Below are 17399 nucleotides of genomic sequence, written 5' to 3'. Positions count from 1 at the left end.
GCAACGCGTCTCGTCAAACAGACCTGTTCCTACGGGCAGGCTACTTATGGCACCCTGGACGCACCGGATTTCCTTCAGCAACATGCCGGTTGACAGCATCCCCACGAAATCATCGTCACCGCAATGTTACGGCTTATTGCCGACCATATCATCTCCGATCATCGCTGGTGTGAAAGCCTGAAGCGATCCGAAATAATCCAGATGGTTTGTCACGCGAACCAATGGTCTAGCCCAGTTGATGACGATGGATTTGCTGCTAATGCCAAGTGTCAGCGTCTCGCTGACGGTGTTGAGCTTTCCGGACGTGCCCCGAAAATTTACCGCCCGCCACTCATGGGCTCACGCTGCTTCTGCATGTAGCCAAGCACCGCGGCGATTGGCAAGGTGAGACACTGCCGATAAACTGGTCGGGACGACATAACCTCCGACAAGCCAATTTACCAGAGCCTCCTGGAACGCGAACATCCAATAGCCACTTGTAACAAGTGCTATCCCAGCGCTCCGGGATGAATGCGGTGTTCTACGCCGCATGAGAGCAACCATTTCTCGCGAGAATGGGCAGGTCAGCTTGGGCGATTCTCAAGAGGTTTCGACTGTTCTTCAGACGGTTCGTCTTCCGCGATCTTGCGCAGCAGGAACAGCAATGCCACCCGTTCGGCCGGATTGAGGCGCGCCATCGTCTTCTCGCTGATCAGGCTCGCCTGTGGATACATGGTCTGCAGGAGCGCCTCGCCCTTGGGCAGGATGCCGATGATAACTTTGCGGCCATCTGCCTCATCCCTTGAAAGTTCGATCAGCCCCCTCGCCTTCAGTCGGTCTACGATGCCGCGGATTGTCGCTTGGTCAACGGAGGTGGCCTTCACAAGCTCAACCTGCGAACGTGGTCCCAGATCGTGCAGTGCGCACAGGGTGACGAATTGCACCGACGTGAGGTCAGGATCAATCGCACCTTCCTGGAAGATCGAAAGGTGCCGTTGGTATGCCTTTCGCAAGAGATGCCCGACCTGCTCTGTCACTTTATAGTCGGCGCGCGATGGCGTGGCATCTTTCAATTGATCGTTGCTTTTCTTTCTCATTTTACCGCCAGGCCTCTGTTTGGCGGCAGGTTTACACGATCCGCCCCGAACCGAACATCCCCGAGCCGGGCCGATTCACCATACGGCCGGCTTGGCCCGCCCTTCACACGACAGAGCGGGCCATTGTTATACTATTTGCGGATATACTGCATTTCCCTCACGGCGATATCGCCATTGAGAACCATAGGCTCGTCGTCGAGAAACAGCGAGCAACCGCGCATCGGGATATCCAGATGGCAGGCTGTGTCGTTTGGACCGCCGAGCTCGTTATTGGGGCCTGTGGAGAACATGACGTTGCCGTAGAACGAACGGGCTTCCATGCCCATGCCACCTGGGAATTCCCCAGGCACCATGCGATGCCACTTGGCGTTCTGGTTGAGGCCCCAGCCGACGTGGCTCATGCCCATCCCACGCGGATCGTCGAAGCCTTGCATGTAGGACTTGACCAGATCGGCATCGAGGCCGCCCCTGATATCGGTAATCCAGCCGTTCTCGATCGTATAGGTGATGGGGTCGCGCACGTAAATGTTCTGCGGCAACAGGATGTCGCCCGGAGCGACGACGATGGTGCCGTCGACGCCGTCATCGTCGCCACCGGTGAAGACGAACCCGGACGGCCAGTGGTCCCAGCGGCCGGGCTCGTCGGTGCATGCATATTCGGTGATGGCGGGATAGGTGTTGAGCTTGTAAGTGACATCGGTGCCGTGCGGCGAGGTAATGCGCATGACCTTCGCCTTGGAAAGCAGCTCGCCCGCAAATTCGACGCGCTCGCGCAACTCCTTTGTCGGCAGCATGCGGGCCAGAACCTCGGGCGGCTCCACCGCCGTGAGGATGCGGGTTCCGGCCGCCTGAATTGCCATCTGCTCGGGACTGAAGAGCAGGAAGATGCAGTCGATTAGCATGTCGGCAGCCTTGAGCGCCTCCACTGCGTCCGGCATCGAGGCAAGACCTGTCTGGCCGACTGCCCATGCACCCGCTGGTGGCACCGGCGGCAAGCGCATGTGATACATCTTGGCGCCGAGGCGCATGCCAGCGCCCATGAAGGCATCGGCATAATCGAGGCGTTCGTTGCCCTGTGTCAGGACGATGAGTTTTTCGCCCTCCTTGACACCTGACATCTTTAACTGATGCAGGCAGATTTCCGTGAAGCTGAATTGATCCATGCTCGTTCCCCTTGTTGGTTGAAGGCTCAGGTTATGCGGACGGTTAAGAACAGCCGGGTTTGACCTTGGCGATTTCCGCTATCGCCTCCTCCCTCGAAACGACGTCGCCATATTTGTTGTCGATGTCGAAGAGGTTGGCATTGTGCGGATCCTGGTGGCGGTCGCCGACGCAATTGCGCACGACAATGGCCCGGAACCCGTGTTGCACCGCATCTACGGCGCTCGCGCGGATGCATCCGCTCGTCGAGCAGCCGGCCATGATGACGGTATCGATGCCCTGGGCGTGCAGGTGGGAGGCAAGGCTGGTGCCGAAGAAGGCGCTGGCATATTGCTTGACGATAACGAGCTCACCCGCTGCCGGCTCGACGCCCTCGCAGAATTCGGCAAGCACATTGCCTTCGACCATTGCCTTCATGACCGGCGACTTCTTGACCCACATGCCGCCATCGGCACAATTTTCGGCAAGGTAGAGGATGCGCGTGTGGATGACGGGAATGCCGGCGGCGCGGGCAGAGGCGATGAGCTCGGGCGTCTGCGCCACGGCATCGACCACGCCGGGCGCATAGAGCGGCGCTCCTTCGATCGTGTAGGCCTTCAGGAAATCGATGACGAGGAGCGCCGGTCGCTGGCCGAAGCCGATGCGGTTACCCCAGACACCCTGATAGTTGGCTTCGGCAGTTTCCATCGTCGTCCTCCTAGTAGGCGCCGGACAGTAGCGCGCCGCCACCCGGCACGACAGCTTCCAGACCCAGTGATTTCAGCATGCAATAGGTCGTGGAAACGGCGGCTGTCAGCACCGGCTTGCCGGTCATGGCTTCCACTTTGGCAATCACGGGCAGCGATGGCATCTGGACGCAGGCGGACAGAACGATGACGTCGACATCCGTGAGATCGAGCGTCTGGACGATGGCTGGAAGATTTTCCGGGTCGTGACGCGCGACATCGAGATTGTCGGGGATCTCCAGCGCACGCCAGTCCATGACTTCGAAGCCTTCTTCCCGGATGTAGTCCACCACGAGCTCGGTGAGCGGCTTCATGTAGGGCGCGACGACGGCGATCTTTTTCGCCTTCATCACCTTCAGGCCCTCGATCAGGGCGCCGGCACTAGTAACGACGGGAATGTCGGTGCCGTTCTCCTGCGTGCGGCCGGTCAGGCGCCTTTCCGACTGGCGGTGATAGCCGAGGCCCATCGCCATGATGGCAACGAGGCAGGCATAGCCGAGCACATCGACGCGAGCATCCGATAGTTCGACGGCGCAGCGATCGGATTCCGCATCCATGGCCGCCAGTTCTTCCTTGACGACTTTCTTCATCCGCATGCGGCTGGAGTGGAATGTGAACCGCTCGGGCCGGATCGATTGGCGCGCGGTCAGCATGGCCGGAATTTCTGTTTCCATCGTGGTATTGGAACTCGGTACGATCTGGCCGATACGGTAATATTTCTGCACGGATGAAGTCCTCTGCGGCATGGAAGGCGAAAGACGGGCAAGTGGTGAAGCTGGTGGCTCCACCATCGCATTTAACGGGAGAGAAAGTCGCCGAGGGCGACGAAGAAGCCGTCGAAATCATCCCACGGGATCATGTGACCTGCATCAGGCACCCGGGTGATCTCGATGGCGCCGTTCAGGCCGGATATCTCCTGCTCGTCCACGGTTTCGATCACGCCGCCGCGTCCCGCCACCATCAGCATGGTGTGCTGCTTGAGCTTGCCGAAGTCGCCGAATATCTCGTCCTTGTGGAAGTCTTCGAATGCGGTGACGATGGCAGGCAGATAGCAAGTGTGCAGCCATTCGGCGCGCAGCTGCCGCTGCTCGAGCGTCCATGTTGGGCAGAATGCCTTCATGCCCTCTGCATCGATGCCCTTTTCGGCAAGCGTGATGGAATCGACATACCAGGCAAGCTTGCTCGGATAGGGCCGGCGGCCGGGACCGGAAACCGGGGGATCGACAAGCACCAGGCGGGAGAAGGCCCCCGGCACCGACGCGGCGGAGCGCATGGCGATACGGGCGCCCATGGAGTGGCCGACAACCGACGGCCTATCGAGGCCGAGGGCTTGCGAAAGCCCGACGACGTCCTCAGCCATCGCGTCCAGGCCGTATTCCAGGTCCGGGCCGGTGGAGGAGAGGCCGCGGCCGCGAACGTCGATGACATAGACATCGTTCGTTTCGGCGAGGCGCTCGGCGACGAAACCCCAGGTGATGGCCGGGCTAGTGATGCCCGGGATCAGGATGACGACGGGGCCCTTGCCGCCGTAGCGGAGATAATGCTGGCGGATGCCGTTGGCATAGACGTTCGCGCCGTAGAGGGGGCCGTTGCTCATGCTGCTTTCTCGCTTTTCAACGGTTCTGCGTAAAGATCATAGCCGTAAACCCATGACGGATCTTCCTGGTTGAGCAGGAAAGTATTGGCATTGGACACGGTCTGCACGCGCGTCGCGCGGTCGCGGCGGTTGGCTTCGTAGAGCGCGAAGGCGGTGCCGAAGTTGTTGATGCCGGTCTCCAGCAGACAGCGCGTTAGCATGGCGGCATCCTCGATCGCCATTGCCGCGCCCTGGGCCATGTGCGGCTTCATCGGATGGCAGGCATCGCCAAGAAGCACCAGGCGGCCGGTGCTCCACAACGGCAGCGGATTGCGGTTGAAGAGCGGCCACTTAGTCACCTCATCCGTGCTTTCGATCAGCGCCTGGATGATCGGGTGGTAACCCTCGAACTCGGAGAACATCTCCTCGCGGCTGCTTGGTACGAATGCGGATTCGAATTCCCAGGCGGCATGCGGCACACCGGTGACATAGTAATATTCATCGCGCCGGGCCGTCGTGTAATAGACCATCATGTGGCGATCTGGTCCCCACCACTTGACGCAGTCTTCGAAGGTGAGGTCGTATTTCTTGAGCTTGTCGGAAGAAATCAGCGCGCGGTGCCCGACCCAGCCGCTGTAGTTCGGCTTCTCCGCGCCCAGCAGCGTTTCACGAACACGAGAGTTGATGCCGTCAGCGCCGATGACGATGTCGGCCCTGACCGATGTGCCGTCTTCGAACTCGATCAGGACGTCCGTGCCGTTGTCGTCGATGTGTGTCAGCTTCTTGCCGAAATGCAGGGTTCCCGGTCGCAGCACATCGCACTGGATTGCCTGGAGATCGCCGCGGTGGACGGTGCAATAGGTCGCGCCATATCCCTCAAGCGGAATGCGGGAGCGATAATCACCGCTGATGCCGTTGCGGCTGAACCAGTGGCTGGGCGTGCTGCTGATACTGACGACCTTTTCCGCAACGCCGAGGCGTTCGAAAATCTTGATGACATTCGGCCCCATGTGGATGCCGGCGCCGAGGCGCGAGAAGCTTGGGGCCTGCTCGTAGACATTAACGTCGAAGCCCGCCTGCTGGAGCAACGCTCCTGCCACGGCGCCGCCGAGACCGGCCCCGATAATCGCGATCTTTTCCTTACCGTTGGACATGGCCGACCCTTCTAGCTGTCATGTTGACGCATAATCTTGCAATTCGAGACGTGACGAAATTTTTAGCGCATACGCTATAAATAGCAAGTCTGGCTTTTGCATTTTGCAAAAAATCCGGCTAGCTTTTCCCAAAAATATGGCTATCGTCATGCTTGCCGGCACGTGCATACGCACGGAGAAACGGTCATATAAAGTGCATACGCTTTATAAATGAGCAAGGAACAGCAAATGCGTGACGTGATTTTCGATCACGTCATTATGTTTTGCGGACCTCGATGCGAGGTCTGCAGCATAATGGTGTGCATGAGTGCCGGCGGACCGTTTTCGGCCTGCGCCCGTGCTTTGGAGTCCGGCTCTTGAAGGAGGTCGGCTCATTCAGCCTGAACGTCAACGGCGCCGTCATCGCCGTCGAAGCGGGTGGCGCAACGCCACTTCTCTATATTCTCCGAAACGATTTCTGCCTCAACGGCCCCAAATATGGTTGCGGGCTCGGTGAGTGCGGCGCCTGCGCGGTGCTGGTGGATGGCAGGCCCGTTCGCTCATGCACCGTGCCGCTGAAGGCGTTGGGCAACAGGCAGGTGACGACGCTGGAGGGCCTGGCAAAGTCTGGCTGTCTGCATGTAGTACAGCGCGCCTTCATCGAGGAGGCCGCCGCACAGTGCGGATACTGCCTGAACGGCATGATCATTGCCATCGTCGGGCTGCTGGAAGCCAACCCCGAGCCTGACGAAACCGATATTCGTGAAGCTCTTCGGCATCATCTCTGCCGCTGTGGCACCCATATGGAAATACTCGCTGCGGCACGCCGCGCCGTCGCCTACGCCAAAGCTGATCGCGCAGTCGGCGCATCGGCAGAGGCACGAAACGAGGTTTCGCCATGAACACCCAACGCGAAGCGCCGAAATCCTCCTATTTCTTGAACTCCGACATTCTTCTTGTCGTTTCGGACAAACTCCAGGGCGACGAGGCCGAGCTCTACATCGCCATCGACCGGGACGGTCGCGTCAAAGCTTTCAACGGCCATGTCGATCTCGGAACGGGTATCCGCACATCGCTGGCGCAGATCGTCGCGGAGGAACTGGACGTACCCTTCGAGCATGTGGATATGGTGCTGGGAGCGACTTCTGCGGCGCCTAACCAAGGTGCCACGATTGCGAGCGAGACGATCCAGATCACGGCGGTGCCCCTGAGGCAGGCCGCCGCGACCGCGCGACACCATCTGATGGCGAAGGCTGCGGCCCTGAAGAACACGGCGGTCGAACATCTCATCCTGCATGACGGCATCATACGCGCCGACGGCGGAGAGAACTGGAGCCTCACCTTCGCAGAGCTCGTGGCCGGCGAGCATGTGCGACTGTCGATCGATGCGACAGCGGCGCTGAAGCTTGCATCGACCTACCGGATCGTCGGCGTCTCGCTGCCACGGGTGGACATACCGGCAAAAGCAACCGGTGAGTGGACCTACGTGCACGACGTGCGCGTGCCCGGCATGCTGCATGGCCGCGTCATCCGGCCGCTCTATGCCGGTTTCGATCACGGCGAGCACGTCGGCAACAGTCTGATCTCCATAGATGAAGGCTCGATCGCCCACATCGACGGAGTCGTCGGCGTCGTGGCCATCGGTGATTTCGTCGGCGTCGTCGCAACGCGCGAAGAAATCGCCATGGAGGCTGCAAAGACGCTTGTTGTTGTGTGGCGCGCTCCGCCGGAACGGCCGGATCTGAATGCGCCGGAGATGGCGCTACGCGCCAACACCTCAACCCCGCGCAAGCTGATCGATCGGGGCAACGTCGATATGGCGCTGGACGGCAGTGCCGAGCCGATGAACCGCACCTATGTCTGGCCCTACCAGATGCACGGCTCGATCGGTCCGTCATGCGCAGTGGCGGATTATGGCGATAACGGACTGACCGTCTGGTCCGGCACGCAAAATCCCTTTCCGATGCGCCGTGATCTGGCGCTGCTCCTGGATATGCCGGAAGATCGGATACTGGTGGAACGTCTGGAGGCGGCCGGCTGCTATGGCCGCAACTGCGCCGACGATGTCACCGCCGATGCAGCACTTCTGTCCCGGGCAGTCCGGGCGCCCGTACGCGTCCAACTGACACGCGAACAGGAGCATGCATGGGAACCGAAGGGGGCAGCGCAGGTGATGGACGTGCGCGGCGGTCTCGATCTGGAAGGCGGTCCATCCGCCTATGATTTCGAAACGCGCTATCCGTCCAATCTCGCGCCAACCCTGTCGCTGATCCTGACAGGCAAGGTGCCACCGGTATCGGATGTGGTCCAGATGGGCGACCGCACGGCGATCCCGCCCTATGCCTACGGCAATCTACGGGTCACCGTGCACGACATGCCGCCGATCGCGCGCGCCTCGTGGTTTCGCGGCGTCTCGGCCATGCCGAATATCTTCGCGCATGAATGCTATATCGACGAGCTTGCGGCCGCGGCCGGAGTCGACCCCATCGAATACCGTCTGCGCTACCTGCACGATACCCGCGCGGTCGACCTGGTTCATGCGCTTGCGGAACGGGCCAATTGGGTACCTCACACCAAATGGGGCACGCTCGGTGGCGAAGGGGACCTGCTCTACGGGCGGGGTTTTGCCTATGCCGTCTATATCCACGGTCCCTTCCCCGGCAAGGCGGCTGCCTGGGTGGCCGACGTTGCGGTCAACACCAAGACCGGCGAGATCGCGGTGACGAAGGTAACGTGCGCGCAGGATTCCGGGATGATGATCAATCCCGACGGCGTCAAGCACCAGATCCATGGCAACGTCATCCAGTCGACCAGCCGCGTGTTGAAGGAGCGCGTCGAATTCTCCTCCACCGCCGTTACCTCGAAGGAGTGGGGTGGTTATCCGCTGATCACTTTCCCGGAATTGCCCGATATCGACGTGCTGATGGTGCCGCGTCAGGACGAGCCGCCGCTGGGTGTCGGCGAATCCGCCTCTGTCCCCAGTGCCTCGGCCATTGCCAACGCGGTCTACGATGCGACTGGCATCCGTTTCCGCGAACTGCCGCTGACACCGGAGCTGGTGCTGTCGGCACTAAGGGGCGATGCGTCCGCAGCGCCGACCACGACGTCTGCGCCCAAGAAGCGATGGTGGAACTTCGGTCTGTCTGCGGCTGGTGCCGTGGCGGCGATCGCCGGCCTGGCGACGATGGCGTCGCCCTGGCGCCCGGCCATCGCCACCATCGAGAGGCCCGATACGAACGTCTACAGCGCCGCCACCATCGAGCGAGGTAGGCTGGCCGCGGCAGTCGGCGCCTGCAATGTCTGCCATGTGGGCAGTGACGGAACGCCCTTTGCCGGCGGGCGGCGGTTCGATACTGCCTTCGGGACTGTCTACGCGACCAATATCACCCCGGACGTGACCAACGGTATCGGGGGCTGGTCCTATCCGGCCTTCGAGCGTGCCATGCGCGAGGGCATCAGCCGCGATGGCCATCACCTCTACCCGGCCCATCCCTATACATCGTTTGCCGGTGCGGAAGATGCGGACCTACAGGCGCTCTATGCATACTTGATGACGCAAACAGCAGTCTCCGAAAAGGCGCCAGAGACGAGGCTCAAATTCCCTTATGGCATCCGGATGATGATGGCCGGATGGAATGCGCTCTTCCTGAAATCGTCGCCGATGACTTACGACAAGACGCGTGATGCCACCTTGAACCGGGGGGCCTATCTCGTGGAGACGCTTGGCCACTGCTCCGCCTGCCACAGTGAACGCAATGCGCTGGGTGCCGAAAAGACGGGAACCGCCCACCTGTCCGGCGGCTTTGTCGATGGTTGGCAGGCCCCTGCCCTCAATGCGATGGCCAAGGGGCCCGTCGGCTGGACGGAAGACGCCTTCTATGACTACCTGCGCCGCGGCCATTCGCGTGACCATGGCAGTGCCGCCGGTCCGATGGCCCATGTGGTGGAGGTCATGCAGCCGCTCCCAGATTCGGATATCCGCGCGATGGCAAACTATCTTTCCAGCCTCAACGGGGACGGCGATCCCGCCAGGGCCGCGGCTCAAAGGCAGACCGCCATTGCTGCCAGCGACAGCGCTACGCGCGACGCAGCGTTGGTTTCGCCGAAGGGCGAGCGGATCTTCAACGGCGCTTGTGCTACCTGCCATGCCGGCAACACAGTCCTGTCATCTCTGGCGCTTAACAGCAACCTGCATGCCGATACGCCCAACAATGTCATCCAGGCGATCCTCGGCGGCGTCGAGGCGCCGGCGATCCTTGCCGCGACGACAGGGCGCGAGGCACCCGAAGTCATGTCGATGCCGTCCTTCCGCAACACGCTCGACGAGACCCAGTTGAAAGATCTCACCGACTATCTGCGGGCACGTTTTGCACCGGACAAGCCGGCATGGAACGACGCTTCGGCCGCTATCCAACGCGTTCCTGCCGCCGCACACTGAGGAAGAGGTATTGCCGGAAACAGTATCCATTGCGAATATCGATAGTCGGACGATCTTCCAGAGTCCGACAAATGCGTTTCGCCCATCCGCCTACTGGTTCTGGCACAGTATTCCGGACAAGGCGACCTGCCGGACGCAACTTGTCGATTTCCAGGCAAAGGGTATCGGCACCATCCTGATCCAGGCACGGCTTGCCCTGCCGCTTGAAGCCTATCTGTCATCCGATTATCTGGTCGCCTACCGGGATGCAGCCGATGTCGCGTCTGAACTCGAGCTGAAACTCGGCATGTACGACGAGTATAACTGGATCAGCGGTCACGCCGGTGGCCGCACGGTGGAAGGGCGGGACGATCTGCGGGAACGCCACCTGTTCTGGTCGTCAGCCCTGCATAGCGAAGGGGGGATCAGCGCCATCCGTCCATCCTTCACGCAGACGATGGGTGCCGATATCATTGCCTGGCAATACGAAGGTGGGTGCATCGAGTGGCGCAAATGGACGATCGAGGCGGCGCTGCTGCATCCTTCCGCTACGATCGACAGCCTGGACGAGATAGTCGATGTGACTTCGCGCGTCCGCATCACCGACTCCGATCCCATAGCCTGCCATTATGCATATGATGGCGAGATCGCATCAGGCTCCATGCTGACGGTTTTCGTCAGCGCACGCTCCGCGACCTCCAGGATCATCAACTACCTGCTGCCCGAGGCTGCCGAGCGCTTCATCGATGTCGGCCTCGAGCCCCTCGTCGCGGCACTGGGCGAACACGTGCCGCGCACGGTGCAATCCGTATTCTACGATCAGCCCGCCCCCGGTTTCTACCGCTGGGACGAGATGGTCGGCAATCTCGGCAACAGCCTGCTGTATGCGCCTGGCCTTCGGGACCACGTTGAAGCAAATGCTATGGCACCCTTCGCGCATGCCCTGCTTGCGGTCGTCCGTGACGTCGGACCCCGGACGCTGCCGCTACGTGCACGGTTTCACGCCGCCTATTCCGCCCTGATGAATGAAGCCTTCTTCGGCACGCTCCGGAAATGGGCGGAGGAAACGCGTATCGTCCTGACCGGGCATGAAGTGCTGGCCCATGTCGGTTCCTGGGCGCCCAATGGCGGCTTCACGAGCATCGATCCGCGCGTCGCGCCTGCCGTCGACTTCTTCGGCATCGATGCCTTCCGCCATCAGACGGCGGTGGATGCAAACAACCTCGAACCGCAGCTTTCCGCCAAGCTGGGCGATTCCGTCGCCCGCTCGAACGGGCGCAGCCGCTGCGTCGTCGAGACCTATTTCAGTGCCGGACGCACTGAGGTCAGAGCTGCTGGCCAGTGGGAGGTGACGCGTGAGGCTGCACGCGCTGGGGCCATCCGCCTCGCCTGCCTCGGCGCCCGGCAGTTCCTCTGGCACGGCGTCTACCTGACGGACGGTCGCGACAATGACCCGACGCCCTTCACCAATCCGCGTTTCGACTTCGCCCCCGGCATCAACTTCGAGCCGTGGTGGAGCTATCACGATCTCTTTGCACTGGAGATCGCGCGCGTCTCCGCTTTCATCGAGCCGGCCACGCCGCGGACACCGGTCGCGATCCTCTATCCCCTGTTTACAGCCTTTGCCGAAGGGCCCCGGCACAGCCATGCCGCCCATATTGGAGCCTGGTGCGAGCATTTGCTGGCCCAAGGCTGCGACTTCATGTTCGTAAGCGAGCGTGATGTCGCCGATGCAACATTTGAACACGGGTGCCTGCTCGCATCCGGTCTTGCTTTCGACGCGGTTGTCTTGCCGTCCACCACCGTGGTGCAATCGGCAGCGACGATCGAGAGGCTCGATGCATTCCGGAATGCCGGCGGCCAAGTGTGGTCGTCCGGCGAAAGGCTGTCAGGGGTCTGCGCCGGGCAGCAGGCGGTGGGTCCCATCGAGGCAAGCAGGCATCTGGAGGCCATGCCGGATGCGGAGGCAATGTCCGCGCTGCTCTCGACCATCGCTTCATCAGGCCCACAGATACAGGGTGGCAAACCAAGGCACTGGGTCGGCTACGATCGGGAAGGCTGGTGGCGGATGGTTGTCTTCAACGATGGCACGCAAGAGATGCGTTTTGAGATCGCGCTTGGTGAGGGCTTCGCCTACCAAACATGGGATCCGGAACAAGGCGCTGCGGAGACGTTCGCTGGCGTCCGGCGCCTGGCTGTCCTTCTTGAGCCGCACGAGGTCCGTTGCATCCGCCTTTGCGCAGCTTCGCAGGCGGTTGCCGGATCTGGCCGGCTATCGAGCCAGCCGCCGCTTGACCGAAGCCGGACAGTCGCCTTGGCAGCCGGATGGACGTTCTCGGCCGGGCAAGGCCAGGATTTCATATCCATATCCGTCGAAAGCGGCTGGGAGGTGCAAGGCTTTGAGGCCTTCAGCGGAACCGGCATCTATCGCCTCTCCTTCAGCGTGGACGACGAAGGCGACTGGATACTGGAACTGTTGGCGGTGCATACGGTCGTAACCGCTTATCTCGACGGAGCCCAAGTGGGACGGCGCGGATGGCGGCCCTATCGCTTTTCGCTTAGTCACCTTGCCGCCGGCAGGCATCAACTCGAGCTTCATGTCGCCAATACGGCGGCAAACCGCTACTACCACAACACACCCTATCTCGGCAGCACCCTGGACAAGAGCGGGTTAAGCGCCCCGCCTCGCCTCGTGCCGCTGCGAAACCGACCGGAATGAGATCATGCTGAAACACTCGACAGTTCCCCTGATGCGCGCCTGGAATAGCTGGTCAGACAGACCCGCAGAAATGGTGTTCCTGCCGCTCGGCGTGCGCATCACGCCCGTTCTCTATTCCACGCGCAGCCGCACAACATCCATCATCGAGCCGCGGCGTGACCCCGTGCGCCTGGGCCGCCACGCGCTCGATGGGTCGTTGATCGAGCTGGAAACCGACCACAGCGGCACGACCGTCGCGTTCAGGACCGATAAGGCCGATCCTTTCGCGGTTCGCGGCAGCTGGGAGGGCAAGGCTGCGGGTGAATGGGGCCTGCGCTTCTGGTTGACGCTGGCAGTCTCGGCCGATAGCGGCGAAATGGTCACTTACGAGGCAGTCCGCGGCATTACCCTCGTCAAGATCGGCACGCGCTTCGTGGCAGTCGCCACTGCGGAGGCGCCGGTGCATGTGACGGGCCATGACACAGTAGAGGCGCTCAGGGCCGATTTTGAGGCGAACGGTTATTTCTACACCGCGAGCCGGAAGAACGTTGCGCCTGTCATCGGCCTGCGCTTCAATCTGGAAATGATGCGCCAGGGCGCCTATGCCGCCGCAGTGGCCGACAGTGCGGAGCTTGCCATCGCAAAGGCCGAGGCTTGCCTCGCCGCCGGAAAGGCGGCCGCCGCTTCAAGCGCCCATGACGGCAACTATGAAGGATCGCTCGATGCGATCCGCGATGTGGTTGCCTGGAACACGATCTGGGACGAGACCAATGCGCGGCCCTACACGGCCGTGACACGCATCTGGAATCTCGGAAAATTTGCAGTCTGGTACAACGACCAGCTGTTTGCGGCACTGCTCGCCGGCGTCTTCGATGCCGATCTGGCGCGCGAGAACATGGCGACGGCAATGGCGAGCGCCACGCCCCAGGGCAACATCGCCTGCATCGTCACCTCGAACGATGCCTGGGTGGATCGCAGTCAGCATCCGAACGGCGCGCTCGTCGCCTGGCAGCTCTACCAGCGCACCGGCGAACGCTCGCTGCTGGCCGCAAGCTACGACGCGCTGGCCCGCAATCAACGCTGGTGGCGCGAGCATCGCGATCCCGATACGTTCGGGCTGCTGTCCTGCGGCACATCCGATGTCGGCGAAGGTCTCTATAAGGGCACGCATTTTGCCGCGCGCAACGAGACCGGCATGGACAATTCCTCCACCCATGACGAGGCCATCTACGATCCCGTCACCCGCACCCTGTCGACATTCGATCTGGGGCTGAATTGCGCCGCGGTGCTCGATGCCGAAATGCTGGCGAAAATGGCCGTGGTTCTCGGCAATGATGACGATGCCCGTGAATTCGGAGAGATTGCCGAGCGGTGCCGGAAGCTGATCTCGGAGCATCTGTGGGACGAGAGCAGAGGCATATTCGCCAACCGCCAGCGCCACGGCGGCTTCGTCCGCTCACTTTCGCCCACTAGCTTCTATCCCCTCCTGTGCGGCGCGGCCAGCCCGGAGCAGGCCGAGCGGCTGCTTGGGCACCTCAATGACGAGAGCACCTTTGGCGGCGACTACGTCCTGCCGAATGCGACGCGCGACGACCCGGCGTTTACCGACAACGTATACTGGCGCGGCCGCATCTGGCCGAACGTCAACTACATGGTCTGGCTCGGCCTGCGCCGCTACGGTTTTGCGGCCGAGGCAAGCAAGCTCGCGCGTCAGAGCTATGAACTCTTCATGAAGAACTGGAGCAAGAACCGTATCGCGTCGGAAAACTACAATGCTGTGACCGGCGAGGCGATGGACCAGGGCGATACGGATCCCTTCTATATCTGGGCAGGCTTGCTGCCACTGATGGCCGTCGGTGAGATTGTCGACTTCGATCCGTGGACCGGCTGGACACTGCACAACACGCGTGCCGATCTTTCGATCGGGCCGATGCTGTCTCCTTCCGGCATGATGTCGCTATCTGTTGCCGGCGGCCTGCTGGAGATGACGCTGGACGGACGCCTGTCGCTCACGACCGATCTCCAGACCACCCTGTCGCAGATCGCCTTCAGCAACGCACGTTTTGCCTGCACGATCGGACCGGTGGATGGCGCCGGTTTCATCAGCCTGCCGCACGTCGCTACCGGCAGCATCGTGGCGGCGCGGCTAGGTGGCGAGGAGCTCGCTTTCGAGGCGGTTGCGGACGACGTCCGCGTCGAAATTTCGCCATGCGCCCTAGGCCGGAAATTGAATCTCTTTTTTTTGACAGCGCGGGCGTCAATGGCAGTTGATGGAACTTGACATGTGACAAATACGCATATTACTTTGCATACAAAGTAAAAAGACTGCCGAAAGAGCAAGAGGGTTGAACGGAAGTCTGCGCATCGGGGCGCTATGCTCGTGATGGAGACATCCTACTGACTGTGGCTGATTGATTGCGTTATTTTGGTGCTGTTGCGAACGGCGCTGCGACGACGCTTGCCTTCAGAGACGCATGCCCAGGTTGTTCGCCTCTCCTTTATTAGTTTGTATACAAATCATATGGCGCGTTTTGTGAAACGCGAATTGCCTTTGATTTTTATATCGCTTGGGTCGTCGGCTTCGGCCGTGGACACTGAAAACAGAGAATTTTCATGAGGGGTTACACAATGACTGAAATCACAAGACGCAACGCGCTGAAGCTAATGTCCGGCGCAATGATTGCCGGTGCAACATTCTCGGGCCTGCCGAGCCGTGCCTTTTCGGCCGGCAAGATCACGGTTCTAAACTGGCAGGGCTACGGCACCGACGAAGCTTGGTCGATCAAGGCCTTCGCCGAAAAGACCGGCATCGAAGTCGTCCACGACTACTACAGTTCGGAATCGGAAATGCTGACCAAGCTGCGCACCAATCCGGGCGCCTACGACATGGTCATCCTGAACGCCGCCCGCTGCGCGCAGGCAACGGCGGAAGATCTGCTGCAGCCGATCGATTTCAGCAAGGTTCCGAACGCCGCCACGATCGATCCCAACCTCCGCTCAAACGTCAACTTCCTGAAGGACGGCAAGGGCTATGCGGTTCCGTGGGTCTGGGGCATGACCTCGCTGGCGATCCGTGACGGCATGCCTGTTCCGGACAGCTACAAGGTCTTGGCTGATCCGGCCTACAAGGGCCGCGTTGCCATGGACGACGACGCGATCATCTGCGTTGCCGCCGGCGCGCTGATGACCGGCCAGGACATTAACAGTCCCAAGGATCTAGGCGCCGTCCGCGATGCGCTGAAGTCCATCAAGCCGAACGTAAAGCTGCTTTGGTCGACGGAAGACCAGTGGAACAAGTCGTTCGCAGCCAAGGAATTCGACCTCTCGCTGTTCTGGTCGGGTGGCTCCGTGCGCTCAAAGCGCAATTCGAAGCTGCCTGTAGATTTCGTCGTTCCCAAGGAAGGCGGCATCGGCTGGGTGGACGGTCTCGGCATTCCGGCATCCGCGCCGAATGCGGAAGGCGCATTGGCCTTCGCAAACTGGCTGATCGACCCGACCTTCTACCTTGAATGGGCGACCAAGGTCGGCGCGCCGGCATCGTCCAACTCGGCAGCACTGGCCGCTCTTCCGGCCGACGACCTGAGCCGCCAGGTTCACAAGCCGGAATACCTCAAGACCATGGGCATCATGTCGGCTCTCCCGGATGATCGCCGCGAAGCATTCAACAACCTGTGGCAGGAAGTGAAAGCCTTCTATGCGGAATGAGACCGGTACACTGACGTCGGAGCGCAGACCCTCGGGTCTGCGCTCAAGACGCGCCCTTCCATCCTGGGTTTCGACGACGGCCCTGCTGATGCCGACCTATGGCTGGCTGACCCTCGCTGTTTTCCTGCCGTTGCTGACCATGCTGGTCTTCAGCTTCATGTCGGCCACTCCGATGGGCAAGGCGCCAATCGTCTTCACCCTGAAACAGTACCGGGCCTTCATCGACCAGCCCTATCTGGTCGGCATTGCTGTCACGTCGCTGCTGATCGGCTTCTGGACGACGCTTTCCTGCGCCGTGATCGGTTTTCTGGCGGCTGTCGCGCTCACCCGCTCCACCTTCGGCAAGACGCGCGAAATGCTGCTGATCCTCATCCTCCTGCCGTTCTGGACCAACGGTTTGGTTCGCGTCTTTTCCTGGACGATGGTGCTGCGCGAGAACGGCTTCCTCGACACGCTGTTCCACATCGTCTTTCCCGAGGCCGGCTCGATCGGCTTTCTCTACAGTCGTTACGCGATCGTCGTCGGCCTGGTACATGGCTACCTGCCCTACATGATCCTCACCTGCTACATCGCGCTGGTGACTATCGATGAGGCGATCATCGAGGCTGCCTCCAGTCTCGGTGCGCGCTGGTGGACCATTCTCTTCAAGATCCTCGTGCCTATGGCAGCACCCGGCCTTGTCTCGGGCGCCGTGCTGACCTTCATTCCGGTGATCGGGTCCTTCATGGAACCTCGCATTCTCGGTGGCCGCGTCGGCGTGACGATGGGCACGGTCATCGAGGACCAGTTTACGCAGGCCTTCAACTGGCCGCTTGGCGCCGCGTTGTCTTTCACGCTGCTTGCCGTCGTGCTGGCTATCTTTGCAACGTTCTCGGGCGTCCTGCGCCGCGGCACCACAGCCTAGGGAG

General features: G+C 61.2%; 12 protein-coding genes. 6 read left to right on the top strand and 6 right to left on the bottom strand.

The features are described from left to right. Window positions 1–563: 563 nt before the first annotated feature. From PR018_RS21735 to PR018_RS21710, 6 genes are all read right to left on the bottom strand, one after another. Window positions 564–1076, bottom strand: a complete 513-nt coding sequence (locus PR018_RS21735; protein ID WP_142831806.1) for a MarR family winged helix-turn-helix transcriptional regulator — start codon at window positions 1074–1076, stop codon at window positions 564–566. A 131-nt stretch (window positions 1077–1207) separates the two neighbouring features. Further along, complete coding sequence (locus PR018_RS21730) at window positions 1208–2239, bottom strand: 2,5-dihydroxypyridine 5,6-dioxygenase NicX family protein (protein WP_142831805.1); 1032 nt, start codon at window positions 2237–2239, stop codon at window positions 1208–1210. 43 nt (window positions 2240–2282) lie between these two features. Then, the gene (locus PR018_RS21725; protein ID WP_142831804.1) at window positions 2283–2924 is read right to left on the bottom strand and encodes an N-carbamoylsarcosine amidohydrolase; all 642 of its coding nucleotides are present in this window, start codon (window positions 2922–2924) and stop codon (window positions 2283–2285) included. 10 nt (window positions 2925–2934) lie between these two features. Then, the gene (locus tag PR018_RS21720) at window positions 2935–3687 is read right to left on the bottom strand and encodes a maleate cis-trans isomerase family protein (RefSeq protein WP_142831803.1); all 753 of its coding nucleotides are present in this window, start codon (window positions 3685–3687) and stop codon (window positions 2935–2937) included. Between the two features lie 71 nt (window positions 3688–3758). Beyond that, window positions 3759–4559 (bottom strand): alpha/beta fold hydrolase, encoded by an 801-nt coding sequence (locus PR018_RS21715; protein WP_142831802.1) that lies wholly within the window; start codon window positions 4557–4559, stop codon window positions 3759–3761. Further along, window positions 4556–5692, bottom strand: coding sequence for an FAD-dependent monooxygenase (locus PR018_RS21710; protein ID WP_142831801.1), 1137 nt, complete (start codon window positions 5690–5692; stop codon window positions 4556–4558). Before PR018_RS21710 ends, PR018_RS21715 begins: the two co-directional genes overlap by 4 nt. Window positions 5693–6048: 356 nt before the next feature. Here PR018_RS21710 and PR018_RS21705 point away from each other — a divergent pair, with 356 nt between their 5' ends. From PR018_RS21705 to PR018_RS21680, 6 genes are all read left to right on the top strand, one after another. Continuing rightward, window positions 6049–6573, top strand: coding sequence for a (2Fe-2S)-binding protein (locus tag PR018_RS21705; protein WP_279621425.1), 525 nt, complete (start codon window positions 6049–6051; stop codon window positions 6571–6573). Further along, complete coding sequence (locus tag PR018_RS21700; protein WP_279621424.1) at window positions 6570–10109, top strand: molybdopterin cofactor-binding domain-containing protein; 3540 nt, start codon at window positions 6570–6572, stop codon at window positions 10107–10109. The genes PR018_RS21705 and PR018_RS21700 overlap by 4 nt, the downstream gene beginning before the upstream one ends. A gap of 10 nt (window positions 10110–10119) precedes the next feature. Next, window positions 10120–12807 carry a carbohydrate-binding protein gene (locus PR018_RS21695; RefSeq protein ID WP_142831796.1) on the top strand — a complete coding sequence of 896 codons (2688 nt, stop codon included), beginning with the start codon at window positions 10120–10122 and terminating at the stop codon, window positions 12805–12807. Window positions 12808–12811: 4 nt separating this feature from the next. After that, window positions 12812–15067: an MGH1-like glycoside hydrolase domain-containing protein gene (locus PR018_RS21690; RefSeq protein WP_142831795.1), complete on the top strand. Its 2256-nt coding sequence runs from the start codon at window positions 12812–12814 to the stop codon at window positions 15065–15067. Between the two features lie 347 nt (window positions 15068–15414). Next, window positions 15415–16491, top strand: a complete 1077-nt coding sequence (locus PR018_RS21685; protein ID WP_142831794.1) for an ABC transporter substrate-binding protein — start codon at window positions 15415–15417, stop codon at window positions 16489–16491. Beyond that, window positions 16481–17395 carry an ABC transporter permease gene (locus PR018_RS21680; RefSeq protein WP_142831793.1) on the top strand — a complete coding sequence of 305 codons (915 nt, stop codon included), beginning with the start codon at window positions 16481–16483 and terminating at the stop codon, window positions 17393–17395. Before PR018_RS21685 ends, PR018_RS21680 begins: the two co-directional genes overlap by 11 nt. The last annotated feature ends 4 nt before the right edge of the window (window positions 17396–17399 follow it).

This window comes from Rhizobium rhododendri, from assembly GCF_007000325.2.
Classification (GTDB): Bacteria; Pseudomonadota; Alphaproteobacteria; order Rhizobiales; family Rhizobiaceae; genus Rhizobium; species Rhizobium rhododendri.
This window is presented reverse-complemented; position numbering and strand designations above follow the sequence as displayed.

Coding starts and splice junctions, on each gene's coding strand:
- PR018_RS21685 (WP_142831794.1), top strand. CDS start 15,415: ATGACTGAAATCACAAGACGCAACGCGCTGAAGCTAATGTCCGGCGCA.
- PR018_RS21680 (WP_142831793.1), top strand. CDS start 16,481: ATGCGGAATGAGACCGGTACACTGACGTCGGAGCGCAGACCCTCGGGT.
- PR018_RS21735 (WP_142831806.1), bottom strand. CDS start 1,076: ATGAGAAAGAAAAGCAACGATCAATTGAAAGATGCCACGCCATCGCGC.
- PR018_RS21690 (WP_142831795.1), top strand. CDS start 12,812: ATGCTGAAACACTCGACAGTTCCCCTGATGCGCGCCTGGAATAGCTGG.
- PR018_RS21710 (WP_142831801.1), bottom strand. CDS start 5,692: ATGTCCAACGGTAAGGAAAAGATCGCGATTATCGGGGCCGGTCTCGGC.
- PR018_RS21715 (WP_142831802.1), bottom strand. CDS start 4,559: ATGAGCAACGGCCCCCTCTACGGCGCGAACGTCTATGCCAACGGCATC.
- PR018_RS21730 (WP_142831805.1), bottom strand. CDS start 2,239: ATGGATCAATTCAGCTTCACGGAAATCTGCCTGCATCAGTTAAAGATG.
- PR018_RS21725 (WP_142831804.1), bottom strand. CDS start 2,924: ATGGAAACTGCCGAAGCCAACTATCAGGGTGTCTGGGGTAACCGCATC.
- PR018_RS21700 (WP_279621424.1), top strand. CDS start 6,570: ATGAACACCCAACGCGAAGCGCCGAAATCCTCCTATTTCTTGAACTCC.